We start from the raw sequence: 12,970 nt of genomic DNA on the forward strand, positions 1-12,970 counted from the left end.
GATCCGGGAATGCGGAAGGATTTCACATGACGTTGGTCAAGCCGCGGCAGGTCTCCGGTGGCGAACACGAACACGGCCACCTCGAAGAATTCCGCACCGATCCGATCGCCCTGATGCGCCGGGTGCGCGCGGAGTGCGGGGACGTCGGCTCGTTCCGGCTCGCCGACAAGGACGTCATCCTGCTCTCCGGCGCCGAAGCCAACGAATTCTTCTTCCGGGCCGCCGACGAGGATCTCGACCAGGGTGCGGCCTATCCGTTCATGAAACCGATCTTCGGCGAGGGCGTGGTATTCGACGCCAGCCCGGAACGCCGCAAGGAGATGCTGCACAATCAGGCGCTACGCGGCGACTTCATGCGCGGGCACGCCGAAACCATCGCGCACGAGGTGCACCGGATCGTCGAGCGCTGGGACGACGAAGGCGAGATCGACCTGCTCGAGTTCTTCGCCGAGCTGACCATCTACACCTCCTCGGCCTGCCTGATCGGCAAGAAGTTCCGGGAGGAACTCGACGAGCGATTCGCCCACCTCTACCACGACCTCGAACGCGGCACCGACGCGCTGTGCTACGTCGACCCGTACGCGCCGATCGACAGCTTCCGGATCCGGGACGAGGCGCGCGAAAAGCTGGTCGACCTGGTTCAGGAGATCATGCACCGCCGCATCGCGAACCCGCCTCGGGGCAAGGAGGATCGCGACATGCTCGATGTGCTGGTCTCGATCCGGGACGAGCAGGGCGAGCCGCGATTCTCGGCCAGCGAGATCACCGGCATCTTCATCTCGATGATGTTCGCCGGACACCACACCACCTCCGGAACCGCGTCCTGGGCCACCATCGAGTTGCTGCGCCATCCCGAGGTGCTCACCCAGGTCGTGGCCGAACTGGACGAACTCTACGCCGACGGTCAGGACGTGAGTTTCCATGCGCTGCGCCGGATTCCGCGCTTGGAGGCGACGCTCAAGGAAACGCTGCGGCTGCATCCGCCGCTGATCATCCTGATGCGCGTCGCTCGCGGCGAATTCGAGGTGTGTGGGCACAGCATCACCACCGGTGATCTGGTGGCGACCACGCCGGCGATCTCCAACCGGCTCCCCGAGGACTTCCCGGACCCGGACCGATTCGATCCGGGCCGCTACATCGACCCCCATCAGGCGGATCTGGTGAACCGCTGGACCTGGATCCCGTTCGGCGCCGGCCGGCACCGCTGTGTCGGCCAGGCCTTCGCCCTGATGCAGCTCAAGGCCATCTTCTCGATCCTGCTCCGGGATTGGGAATTCGAGATGGCGCAACCGTCGGAAAGCTACCGCAACGACCACTCGAAGATGGTGGTGCAACTGCAGCAGCCGTGCACCGTCCGCTACCGCCGCCGGCGGCGGGGGTGAGCGCGGTCCGGTTGCCGGGCACGGTCGTCGCCGTCACCGGCGGCGCGCGGGGCATCGGTTATGCGATCGCCGAGCAGCTGCGCGATGCGGGTGCGCGGGTCGCGCTCGGCGATATCGATGCCGCGGCGGTCACCGAGGCCGGAATCCGGCTCGGCGCCGCCGTGGCGCCGGCACTCGACGTCACCGAGCCGGACTCGTTCCGGGAGTTCCTGGCGGCGGTCGAGGCCGCGACCGGCCCGGTCGACGTGCTGATCAACAATGCCGGGATCATGCCGGTCGGCCGCTTCGTCGCCGAGTCCGACGCCATCACCCGCCGCATCCTCGAGGTCAATGTGCTCGGCGTCATGAACGGAACCAAAGCCGTTCTACCGCAGATGCTTTCGCGAGGTCGCGGCCACATCGTGAACATCGCGTCGCTGGCCGGGGAGAACCCGACACCGGGTATGGCCACCTACTGCGCCGCCAAACAGGCCGTCCTCGGCTTCACCGAGGCCATGCGCCTGGAATACCGCGGCAGCGGGGTCCACTTCTCGGCGGTACTGCCCACTTTCACCCGCACCGAACTGATCGCCGGGACCACCCCGCCGCGGGGGCTGCTGGCCGAACCCGGCGATGTGGCACGGGCGGTCGTACGACTGATCGCCCGGCCGCGCCGTCGGGTCACGGTCACCCGCGCGGCGGGCGTGGCGATGGCGTTCAACAAACTCACCCCGCGCGCGTTCGGCGAATTCACCGCCCGCCGGATGGGCGTGCATCGAATATTCACCGACGAGGTCGACCGGGCGGCGCGCGCCGACTACGACCGGCGGGTCGGCAACACACCGAGCGACGATTAGCCCGGCAGTGGCGCCCGGCCGCCGATAATCGAATTCGTATACGGCCTGGTCGCCGCCGGAATATCGGCGATTATCGGGTCGTTTGTCGTGCCGTCTTTTGAGAACCGCACCAACGGGTACCCCAAGGGGGTCGGATTCAGTTGGAAGCGAGGTATCTCGAATGACACATGAACCGATCGCCCGTCGTGCCGAAACCGCCGCACGCCACGGTGCCAACAGTTACGACGACATCGAACCCTGGTTCGAAAAGCTGGTTGCCCTGGAGCCGGGCGATCCGCATCGCGAGTCGGTTCGAGCCGAAATCATCGAACTCTGCCTGCCGCTGGCCGAGCATATCGCCCGTAAATTCTCCGGCCGGGGCGAAAATTTCGACGATCTCCATCAGGTGGCGCGCCTCGGGCTCGTGCTGGCCGTGGATCGTTTCGATCCGGCCCGGGGAAATTCCTTCCTCTCCTTCGCGGTGCCCACCGTCATGGGAGAAGTCCGCCGTCACTTCCGCGACTACACCTGGTCGACCCGGGTGCCGCGCGCAGTGAAGGAACTGTGGCTGCGCATCGGGCCCACGACCGAAGAACTGGCCCACGAACTCGGCCGGATGCCTACCGCGCGGGAACTGTCCGACGCCCTCGATGTCGACGACACCCAGGTCGTGCAGGCCATGATCGCCGGCAACGCCTATCAGCCCAATTCGATCGACGCCGTCGTCGACGCCGACGACGGTGCCATGCTGGACAAGCTCGGCACCGAGGAACAGTGCTACCAACTGACCGAGGACGCGATGGCGGTGCGGCCGCTCATCGACGCGTTGCCGAGCCGGGAACGCAGAATTCTCGTCATGCGTTTCTTCGAATCCAAGACGCAGAATCAGATCGCGGAGAAACTGCACATCTCCCAGATGCATGTCTCGCGCATCCTGTCCCGCACACTGAAAAACCTGCGGCAGCAGGCACTCTGCGAACCACAGCCGACCTGATCCGTCCAGACGTCCCCTCTCCGGAAAGGTGTGATCATGCCCAAGGAATGGTCAGCAAAAGAAGAACGCCAATACGAGCACGTCAAATCGTCTGCGCGGCAACGCGGCGAGAGCAAAGGGCGCGCCCAGGAAATCGCGGCGCGCACCGTGAACAAGAATCGCGCGCAATCGGGTAAGACGCGCACCGCCAGCCGCAGTTCCACGAACGACATGTCGCCCCAGCGGCGCGGCGGGCAGCGTTCCGGAAAAGGCTCGCAGGGCCCCACCCGCGATCAGCTGTACAACGAAGCGCGCCAACGGAATATCAAGGGGCGCTCCAAGATGACGAAGAAACAACTCGCGAACGCGCTGGGGAAATAGCGTCGTCCCAGCGGCCCGCGAAATGAGAGGGTGCCCGGCCACAGCGGCCGGGCACCCTTTCGTTTCGCTGTCGCGAGCTGTCAGCCGCGGCTGCTGTCGTCCTGGTAGACCTGTTGCCGCTTCTCCTCGAATCCGGCTTCGGCACGATGCTTTTCGGCCTCCGCCTCCTTCTGCGCGGCTTCGCGCTGGGAGTCGGCGCGGCTCTGCTGCGCCCAGCCCTCCTCACGCAGGTCGTCGTTTCCGAAAATCTGGCCGACCGCTTCCTTGGTCTTGCCCTTGACGCCTTCCACGGCGCCCTCGAGACCTCCGCGGACTCCGCCCTTCTCGTGCTCGGACAAGAGATTCACCTCCAGCAGGTCGAAATCACTGACATCCGGCGCGATACCCGTGACCCCCTGGGCAAAACGCGCGACCTCGCGATTTCCGGTGGGCTGTGAGGTCATTCACCGTCCGCCGCGGTGCGCCGTCGATCGCGCCACGGGTGCAGGAACCAGACCCCGATGAACAACAGCGCGAAGCAGATTCCGACGACCGTCGCGGCCACGGCGCCGGCCACGGTGTCGAAGATCAGCACGGCCACGCCGGTGAGCGCGATCCCGAGCAACAGCAACCCGGCCAGCGCGAAGGTGTGCGCGGTGCGGACCACACTGGCCAGCCGATGCCGGCGGAACAGGATGCGGTGGGCCGCGACCGGTGCGATCAGGAAGACCGTCGCGGCGATCGACGCGGTGACCACCGCCAGGTACAGCCCACGCATCGGGGTGGAGACGGCATTGAATCGGGCCTGGAAAGGAAGCGTGAGCAGGAAACCGGTGAGCAGCTGGACGCCGGTCTGCACGACACGCAGTTCCTGGATCAGACTGGTCAGATTGCGGTCCAGCTGCTCGGTTTCGGTCTCACCGCGTTCCCGCCGGTCCCACTCTCGATCGGCCGGGCCGCCCGCCGGCTGCGCCTGCTCCATCCGACAACCCTATCTCCGCCCGGTCGCGACCCCTTATCAATACTTCCGGCCATAATGATGAGATGCACACCGTCGAGGCGCCCGATGTCCGGACCTGGAACTTCCCCCGCGGCATCGCCAGCGTGGCGGTGATGACGGAATTCGCGGCCGAATACGGCGTTCCGGCGGGGCGCCTGCTCGCGGGATCGGGTATCGGCGCGGGCGCCCTGGCCGATCCCGGCGCGCAGATTCCGGCCGAGGCGGAGTTGGCGGTGGTGCGCAATCTGGTCGCCGAACTCGGCACCGTCCCGGCGCTGGGGGTCGAGGTCGGCCGCCGCTACCGGTTGAGCACCTTCGGCATCTTCGGTTTCGCGTGCGTCACCAGTCCGACACTGCGCGAGGCGATTTCGCTCGCACTGCGCTATTACCGGCTCGGCTTCGCCTTCTGCACGCCGATCGTGGAGTACCGGCGCGACGATGTGGTCGCCTGGATCCACCACGAATTGATCCCGTCCGACGTGCAGCCGTTCCTGGTCGAGCGTGACATCGTCGCCATGCATCGGGTGATGGGCGATCTCCTCGGCCACGACTTCGCCCTTTCCCGAATCGAATTCGGCTACACCGAACCGCCGCATGCGCAACGACTCGAGGCCGTCCTCGGCGCCCGACCGCGATTCGGCCGACCGCACACCATGTTCACCGTCGCTCCGGAGATTCTGGCTCAGCCACTGCCGCAGGCCAATCAGCAGACCTGGGCGGTATGTATCGCGCAGTGCCGGGATCTGGTACAGCGCCGCAGTGCCCGCACCGGAATCGCCGCCGAGGTCCGCGAGCGACTGCTCCCCGGCAGCGGCGCGACCGGCATCACCACCCCGCCGCCGATCGACACGGTGGCCCGGGAACTCAATATGAGTGTGCGTACCCTGCGCCGTCGCCTGACCGAGGCGGGAACCAGCTACCGCGCACTGCTGGACGAGGTGCGCCGAGCGCTCGCCCAGGAAATGCTCTCGGGCACCCCGCTGACCATCGACGACATCGCCATCCGACTCGGCTACGCCGAGGCGACACCGTTCATCCATGCCTTCAAACGCTGGACGGGCACCACACCCGCCGCCTACCGCCGTGACCGGAACTATTGATTTGTTGGCCGTCGATCTCTGCGCCCCGCCCCTGATCCGCACCTACGGTACGAGGACGGATCGGGACGAGGAAAGGCGCCGGCGATGGGGTTCGACTACGACGTGGTAGTCATCGGGTCGGGATTCGGCGGCAGTGTCAGCGCGCTGCGTCTGACCGAGAAGGGCTACCGCGTCGGCGTCCTCGAGGCCGGCCGCCGCTTCGCCGACGAAGAATTCGCCGAAACATCCTGGCGGGCACGGAAATTCCTGTGGGCGCCGCGATTGGGATGCTTCGGCATCCAGCGGCTGACGCTGTTGAAGAACACCTTCGTCATGAGCGGCGCGGGCGTCGGTGGCGGCTCACTGGTCTACGCGAACACCCTCTACGAACCGCCCGCGAAATTCTTCGCCGACCCGCAGTGGGCGCACATCACCGACTGGGCCGCCGAACTCGCACCGCACTACGACCAGGCCCGACGGATGCTCGGCGTCACCACCAATCCCGCCACCACCGCCGCCGACCGGGTGCTGCGCGAGGTGGCCGAGGAGCTGGGCGTCGGCTCCTCCTTCCGGCCCACACCGGTGGGGGTGCTGTTCGGCGGCAAGGACACTCGGCCCGGCCAAGAGGTGCCCGACCCCTACTTCGGCGGGGTGGGACCGGCCCGGCGCACGTGCACCCACTGCGGTGAATGTATGACCGGCTGCCGCCACAACGCCAAGAACACCCTGGTCAAGAACTATCTGTACCTCGCCGAACAGGCCGGCGCCGTCGTTCATCCCCGCACCACCGTCGTCGATGTGGTGCCACTGCCGTCCGGGGGCTACCGCGTCGACACCGTGCGGACCGGCCGCTGGCTCGCCGAGCGCCGCCGCGCCTTCACCGCCGAACAGGTGGTCTTCGCCGCCGCCGCACTCGGCACCCAGCGTCTGCTGCATCGCCTGCGCGACCGCGGCTCACTGCCGCGGATCTCACCGCGGCTGGGGTACCTGTCCCGCACCAATTCCGAAGAGCTGCTCTCGGTTCGGAGTCGCCGCACCGATACCGACTTCACCAGGGGGGTGGCCATCACCTCATCCATCCATCCCGACGCCGACACCCACATCGAACCGGTGCGCTACGGCAAGGGCAGCAACGTGCTGTCGTTGATGACCACCGTGATGTACGACGAGGACGGCAGTGCCGGCCGCATTCGGCTGTGGTTGCGGGAGAACTGGCGCCGCCGCCGCGATCTGGTGCGGGTGCACAACCCCCGGCACTGGTCGGAGCGGATGATCGGCCTGCTGGTGATGCAGTCGGTGGACAATTCGCTGACCACCTACACCGAACGGGGCCTGTTCGGCCGCCGGTTGACCACCAGACAGGGTGAGGGACAACCGAATCCGACCTCGATCCCGGCCGGTCACGAGGTCGCGCACCGGGTGGCGGCGAAGATCGACGGAATCCCGACCGGCGGGATCACCAGTCTGTTCGGCATTCCGATGACCGGACATTTCATCGGCGGCTGCGTAATCGGCGATTCCCCGGCCACCGGCGTTGTCGACCCGTATCACCGCATGTACGGGCACCCGGGGCTGCACATCGTCGACGGGTCGGCGATCTCGGCCAATCTCGGCGTCAACCCGTCGCTGACCATCACCGCCCAGGCCGAACGCGCCCTCGCGCTGTGGCCGAACAAGGGCGAACCGGATCCGCGCCCCGCACTCGGCGCGCCCTACCGGCGGTTGGCCCCGATCGCGCCGAAGGCGCCCGTGGTGCCCGCCGACGCCCCGGCCGCGTTGCGCCTGCCGATCGTCGACATCACCTAGTCGGGGCCGGCCGCGGCGGCGGGCGGCGGCAGTTGCGGCTGCAACGGACGCAGTCGCAGTGCGGATTCCAGCAGTATCGCGTGGACGAACGCCTGCGGGAGGTTGCCGCGCAACTGGCGCTGCCGGACGTCGAACTCCTCGGCGAACAGACCCGGCGTTCCGCACGCGGCCCGATTGCGTTCGAAGAAGCGCATCGCCGTCACCGGATGGCCGAGCTGGGCGGCCGCCATCGCCATGGTGAACCCGCACAGCAGGAACGCGCCCTCGCTCACCTCGAGCGGCCGGTCGTCGTGCCGGTAGCGATACACGCAGTAGTCGGTGGTGAGATCGCGCTGTACCGCGAAGAACGTCGCCGCGTAGCGAGGGTCGTCGGCCGGAATCGCGCCGCGGATCATGGCCAGCAGCAACGCGGCGTCCACGCCCGGCAGGCCGGGGGCGCGTTGCCACCGGCCACTCGGGTGCAGGCCGGTGCGGGCGGCCTCCGCGACCAGCACATCGGCCAGCGAGGTGCAGTGGGCGGTATCGGCACCGGTATTCGGGCACGCGGCCACCGCTCGCAGCCCGGCCGCACAGATCAACCGGGAATGGGTCCAGAGCCGATCCTCGATCTCCCAGATACCGGCGTCGGGTCGCCGATAGTTGTCCGCGATCGCCGACACCGCGATGTCGACCGCCCGGCGATGGTCACTGCCCAGCCGGTCGTGCCGGCCCGCCGCCGCGAACAACAGCAGCGTCTCCCCGAAGACATCGAGCTGGAACTGCCCCCGCACCCGGTTTCCGATCACCGGCCGGGCACCGGGATATCCGGGCAGGTCGATGGCTTTCACCGGCGGTACTGCCGCCCCGTCGACGGTGTAGGCGGGAGCGAGCGTGGGTCCGTCGGCGAGCAGCCTGGCCGAGGTGAACCGCACGGCGTCGTCGAGCAGCGGATGGGGACCGGCCGCCGCGACCGCTTGGCCCGCGAGCGCCTGATCGCGGATCCACACATAGCGGTAGTCGTAGTTCTCGTCCTTGTCCGCGCGCTCGGGCAGGCTCGTCGTGGCCGCGGCAACCATGCCCCCGGACTCGGAGGTCATGCCGCGCAGTACCGCGAAGGCATGAGCCGCGTCGCGCGGGGCGATACTCGAACTCAGGTCCGGGCGGTCGCACCGCCACGCCGTTTCGGTTGCCTCCCAACAGATATCGGGATCCGGTAGGTCCTTCGGCAAGGTGTGGTCGGACAGTTCCAGGATCAGATCGTGGTGCCGGCCCGCGGGCACCACGAGACGATCACGCCACCCCCGGTGGCGGCCTTCGGTGTCCATCTCGGCCGTCGGCGCCCCGGCCCAGCGCAGCCGCAGCGCGCCCACTCGCGCGGTCCACACCCCGTCCGCGCAGCGCGGTTCCCGGACCGACCGCGCGCCGAACTGCGCGACCGGGCGCAATTCGACGTCGACCTCGGCGTCCTCGGTGATCGCGAGGATCCGCCGCAGCAACACCGCCCGATGCCGATCCCCCGGAAAGACCAGCGCCTCCCGGCATTCGATCTCGGCCGTGCCGGACAACCAGCGCGAACGCCAGATCAGGGTGCCGTCCTCGTAGTAGCCGCCCCAGACGAAGCGGTTCGAGGGTGTGATCGCATAGATTCCCGCGCCGCCGAGCAGACTCGCGAAGATCGAATCGCCGTCCCACCCCGGCATGCACATCCAGGAGATGTCGCCCCGCGGCCCGATCAGTGCGCCGCGACGGCCATCGGCCAGAAAGGCGTACTCCCGCAGTACGTGCGGGGCGGCAGCGGGATTCGCGATCATGATCGGGAAATACCACGACCGCGACCAGCTAACCGCCCCGTCTCCGTGCCGGGCCTGTCCAGCCTTTTTCCGAGCCTGTTTCTATGCCTTTTCCTGGGCCGACGACCGGGCCGGATTGGCCTGTCCGGCCGCCTTCGGATCCTTCTCGTCCTGTTTCGCCCGAACCCCGGCCTCGACCCGGTCGCCGAGATCCTTGTCCACATTGCGCCAGTACTCGAACGCGCGCACCAGCACCGGTTCACTCACCCCGTTCAGCAGATGCCCGACGATGTTGTCCACCAAGCGATTCCGCGCCGCGTCGTCGAGCACCTCGCGCACCAGGGTGCCGGCCTGGCCCCAATCGTCGTCGTCGCGGCGCAACGTGTACGCTTGCCGCACCATCTCACCGTCGGTGTACCACCCCGCCGTCGGCCCGGCCCGATCCGGCTCGGCGTGCGGGCCGCCCTTCGAATTCGGCACGTACACCGGGTCGCCCGGGTTGTGGTGCCGCATGTGCCCGTCCTTGGTGTAGGAGTGCCGCGGCGATTTCGGGGCGTTGACCGGCAATTCCTTGTAGTTGGCGCCGATCCGGTACCGGTGCGCGTCCGGATAGGAGAACCACCGGCCCAGCAGCATCTTGTCCGGGCTCGGACCGGTGCCGGGGACCGCGTTGCTCGGTTCGAAGGCGGCCTGCTCGATCTCGGTGTGATAGTCGGACGGATTGCGGTTCAACGTCATTCGTCCGACCTCGTAGAGCGGATAGTCGCCGTGCGGCCACACCTTGGTCAGGTCGAACGGGTTGAACCGGTAGGTCTTCGCCGCCTCGAAGGGCATGATCTGCATCTTCAGCGTCCAGCTCGGATAGTCGCCGCGCTCGATCGCCTCCCACAGATCCCGGGTGTGGTAATCGGTATCCATCGAGGCCATCTGGTCGCCCTCGTCCTGGGTGAAGAACTCCACGCCCTGATCGGTCAGGAAGTGGTACTTGACCCAGTGCTTCTCGCCCTCGGCATTGACCCACATATAGGTATGGCTGGAGTAGCCGTTCATATGCCGCCAGGTACGCGGGATGCCGCGATCGCCCATCAGCCAGGTGACCTGGTGAGCGGACTCCGGTGACAGCGTCCAGAAGTCCCACTGCATATCGTGATCGCGTAAGTTGTTGTCGGCGCGGCGTTTCTGGGACCGGATGAAGTCCTGGAACTTCATCGGATCCCGCACGAAGAAGATCGGTGTGTTGTTGCCGACCAGATCGAAGTTGCCGTCCTCGGTGTAGAACTTCAGGGCGAACCCGCGCGGATCACGCCAGGTGTCCGGGCTGCCACGCTCACCGGCCACGGTGGAGAACCGCGCCAGCATCTCGGTCTTCTGCCCCGGCTGGAACACCTTGGCACAGGTGTAGGCGCTCATATCCTGGGTGACCTCGAAGACGCCGAAGGCACCGCCGCCCTTGGCATGGGGCTGGCGCTCGGGGACGCGCTCACGGTTGAACGCGGCCATCTTCTCGATCAGATAGGCGTCGTTGAGCAGAATCGGGCCGTCGGGACCTATCGTCAGCGAGTCCTCGTCGCTGGCGACCGGGATACCGGCATCATCGGTGGTGAAGTTGCCGGTCATCGGGTTGACCATATCTCTCCTCTCCAACCATAACTGTCGAGCTGCGCGGCGCCGGCGCCCTCCCCTGCTCCGGGTGGTCAGTGACCCTGACGTTCGTGCGGCTCCCACTGATCACGCCTGCGCACCCGGCGGCTTTCCAGCGCGACCCATCCGATCCCGCTGATCAAACAGGCGGCGCAGACGATGCCGGCCACGATGGCCCAGCCGCCGAAGCCGTAGCCTGCGGCGGTGAGCGCCAGCGCGAGTGCCACCGCTGCCAGAGCGCACAGCACGATGCCCGGAATGTTGTAGGTGTCTTCGATCCCTTCCCCGGCGTGCCGCCGCGGCGGGCGCAGCGTGCGTCGCCGGTCGGGGCGCCCCTCGGACGAGCGTCCACGTGCGGTCTGCGGTTCCGTCATCTCGGCACCTCCGTCTATCCGGTTTCGGGCACAGGGCACACGTCTCCCTGTTGTGGGCGTACTACCCCCGAACGCCGGGTCGAATCAGGCGGGCCGCGGCAGTGTTGGTTCCCGCCCCTCGGTTAGCCGAAAATTCACTCGGCGACTACTCGCGCATCGCCTCGGGCGCCCGTCGGCCGGGCTGGCCTGCGCCCGCGAGTTCTCGCCTCGATCGAAGGTGTGTTCTCCTGCCGACTTGGGAAATGCTGCTGCGCCTGGGAACCGGCGTCGGGCTCGGCGCGGTGATCTCGCCGAACCCGACGGCAACGGCCGAAGTGCCGGCACGATCCCGGGGGGGCCGGCGCTTCGGCAGGCCGATCTCCTCGCCGGGAATCACGGCGCTGACCAGCGCCGATCGAGCCGATCACTATGCTGGCGGCCGTGCCCGGTATCCCCTTGGTTCCCCTTCCCGCCGACCTGGACGCCGTGACCGCGGTCGGCCCCGAAGACGATCCGGCTGCGGCCGGATTGACCCGCGACGAGGTCGAGACGATCTGGGCGTCGGTCCGCGCCTGGTACCGGCTGGGGACCACACCGGCGATCCAGTTCTGCCTGCGCCGCAATGGTGCCGTCGTGCTGAACCGGGCCATCGGCCACAGCCGCGGGAACGCTCCGGGTGACGGGCCGGAGATCGAACGTGAACCACTCACCGTGGACACTCCGTTCTGTGGCTTCTCCACGGCCAAGGGGGTGGCCGCGACGGTGATGGCCATGCTGATCGAGCAGGGCGCGTTCACCCCGGACGACCGGGTGTGCGACCACATCCCGGAATTCGCGGCGAACGGCAAGGGGCGCATCACGATTGGCGACGTGCTCAGCCATTCCGCGGGAGTACCGTTCATGCCGGCGGGTTTTCGTGGTTTCGATGCCGTGGTGCACGAGGAGGTCGCGCTCCGGGCGCTGATCGCACTGCGGCCGAGCTGGCCGCCCCGGCGCTTCCGCGTCTATCACGCCCTGACCAGCGGCCTGATCCTGCGCCTGCTGGTCCAGCGGGCAACCGGTAAGCGGATGCGCGAGCATCTGACCGAACGCGTCCTGGACCCGCTGGGCTTCCGGTGGACCACATTCGGCGTGCGACCCGAGGATGTGGACGCGGTCGTGCCGAGCGTGCGGACCGGCCCGCGGCCGTCGCGGGCCTGGTCGATGGTGGCGGGGAAGGCACTCGGTGGCGGGATGAGCGCGTCCATGCCGGACTCGGCGACGCGGGCGTTCCTCACCGCGGAACTACCGTCGGGCAATCTCGTCACGACCGCCTCGGAGCTCTCACGCTTCTACGAAATCCTTTGTCGTGGTGGTGAACTCGACGGGGTCCGGATCCTCTCCCCCGAGACGCTCCGCTGGGCGATCGCACCGGCGCCCCGGATACCGGGGATCGCGGGCCGGGTCAGCCGGGCGGGTTTCGAACTGGGCGCTCGGCGCTCCAAATTCGGCGCCCACACCGAAACCCATTTCGGCCGTAGCGGTTTGACCACCCAGTACGGCTGGGCCGACCTCGACCGTGGCCTCTCCGGCGCCGTCCTGACCAGCGGTAAGGCCACCACCGACACCGAGCGGCCCGGGCAGTTGGTGGCGCAGATCTCGGCACTGATACCGTGCCGCGCGGATCGCCCGGCCGCGCGAGCCCGGTGATCGAGCAGCTTCGGCTCCGACGCGTTCACGGCGACGACGATGCCGTTCACGGCACGGCTCCGCGCCGCGCACACCTCATACCCGTGCGGGGTATTGTCGATCG

12 protein-coding genes are annotated in these 12,970 nt (G+C 67.7%); 7 read left to right on the forward strand and 5 right to left on the reverse strand.

Annotation, left to right across the window (positions count from 1 at the left end; genetic code table 11):
• The first annotated feature begins 26 nt into the window (after positions 1-26).
• From cyp51 to ON37_RS18225, 4 genes are all read left to right on the forward strand, one after another.
• On the forward strand, positions 27-1,382 hold the full coding sequence (gene cyp51 / locus ON37_RS18210; protein WP_040720820.1) for a lanosterol 14-alpha demethylase: 1,356 nt from the start codon (positions 27-29) through the stop codon (positions 1,380-1,382).
• Complete coding sequence (locus ON37_RS18215) at positions 1,379-2,218, forward strand: SDR family oxidoreductase (protein ID WP_040720931.1); 840 nt, start codon at positions 1,379-1,381, stop codon at positions 2,216-2,218. Before cyp51 ends, ON37_RS18215 begins: the two co-directional genes overlap by 4 nt.
• A gap of 160 nt (positions 2,219-2,378) precedes the next feature.
• A complete protein-coding gene (locus ON37_RS18220) occupies positions 2,379-3,191 on the forward strand; it encodes an RNA polymerase sigma factor SigF (RefSeq protein WP_040720821.1) in 813 nt (270 codons plus the stop codon).
• Between the two features lie 36 nt (positions 3,192-3,227).
• Positions 3,228-3,551, forward strand: coding sequence for a hypothetical protein (locus ON37_RS18225; RefSeq protein WP_040720933.1), 324 nt, complete (start codon positions 3,228-3,230; stop codon positions 3,549-3,551).
• A gap of 80 nt (positions 3,552-3,631) precedes the next feature.
• On the opposite strand, the gene mbp1 is transcribed toward ON37_RS18225, so the two are convergent.
• Both mbp1 and ON37_RS18235 read right to left on the reverse strand, forming a co-directional pair.
• Positions 3,632-3,889 carry a microaggregate-binding protein 1 gene (gene mbp1, locus ON37_RS18230; RefSeq protein WP_040720934.1) on the reverse strand — a complete coding sequence of 86 codons (258 nt, stop codon included), beginning with the start codon at positions 3,887-3,889 and terminating at the stop codon, positions 3,632-3,634.
• A gap of 101 nt (positions 3,890-3,990) precedes the next feature.
• A complete protein-coding gene (locus ON37_RS18235; protein WP_040720822.1) occupies positions 3,991-4,512 on the reverse strand; it encodes a DUF6328 family protein in 522 nt (173 codons plus the stop codon).
• 62 nt (positions 4,513-4,574) lie between these two features.
• Here ON37_RS18235 and ON37_RS18240 point away from each other — a divergent pair, with 62 nt between their 5' ends.
• Together ON37_RS18240 and ON37_RS18245 are read left to right on the forward strand one after the other, a co-directional pair.
• The gene (locus tag ON37_RS18240; RefSeq protein WP_040720823.1) at positions 4,575-5,630 is read left to right on the forward strand and encodes an AraC family transcriptional regulator; all 1,056 of its coding nucleotides are present in this window, start codon (positions 4,575-4,577) and stop codon (positions 5,628-5,630) included.
• Positions 5,631-5,714: 84 nt separating this feature from the next.
• Positions 5,715-7,415, forward strand: a complete 1,701-nt coding sequence (locus ON37_RS18245) for an FAD-dependent oxidoreductase (RefSeq protein WP_040720824.1) — start codon at positions 5,715-5,717, stop codon at positions 7,413-7,415.
• Here ON37_RS18245 and ON37_RS18250 read toward each other — a convergent pair.
• From ON37_RS18250 to ON37_RS18260, 3 genes are all read right to left on the reverse strand, one after another.
• Complete coding sequence (locus ON37_RS18250; RefSeq protein WP_051031739.1) at positions 7,412-9,205, reverse strand: glycoside hydrolase family 15 protein; 1,794 nt, start codon at positions 9,203-9,205, stop codon at positions 7,412-7,414. The genes ON37_RS18245 and ON37_RS18250 overlap by 4 nt on opposite strands.
• A gap of 81 nt (positions 9,206-9,286) precedes the next feature.
• Positions 9,287-10,801, reverse strand: coding sequence for a catalase (locus tag ON37_RS18255; RefSeq protein WP_040720936.1), 1,515 nt, complete (start codon positions 10,799-10,801; stop codon positions 9,287-9,289).
• Positions 10,802-10,878: 77 nt separating this feature from the next.
• Positions 10,879-11,199 (reverse strand): hypothetical protein, encoded by a 321-nt coding sequence (locus ON37_RS18260; RefSeq protein ID WP_040720826.1) that lies wholly within the window; start codon positions 11,197-11,199, stop codon positions 10,879-10,881.
• 420 nt (positions 11,200-11,619) lie between these two features.
• On the opposite strand from ON37_RS18260, the gene ON37_RS18265 reads away from it, so the two are divergent.
• A complete protein-coding gene (locus tag ON37_RS18265) occupies positions 11,620-12,867 on the forward strand; it encodes a serine hydrolase domain-containing protein (RefSeq protein ID WP_373282051.1) in 1,248 nt (415 codons plus the stop codon).
• The last annotated feature ends 103 nt before the right edge of the window (positions 12,868-12,970 follow it).

It is taken from the genome of Nocardia veterana NBRC 100344 (assembly GCF_000308855.1).
Classification (GTDB): Bacteria; Actinomycetota; Actinomycetes; order Mycobacteriales; family Mycobacteriaceae; genus Nocardia; species Nocardia veterana.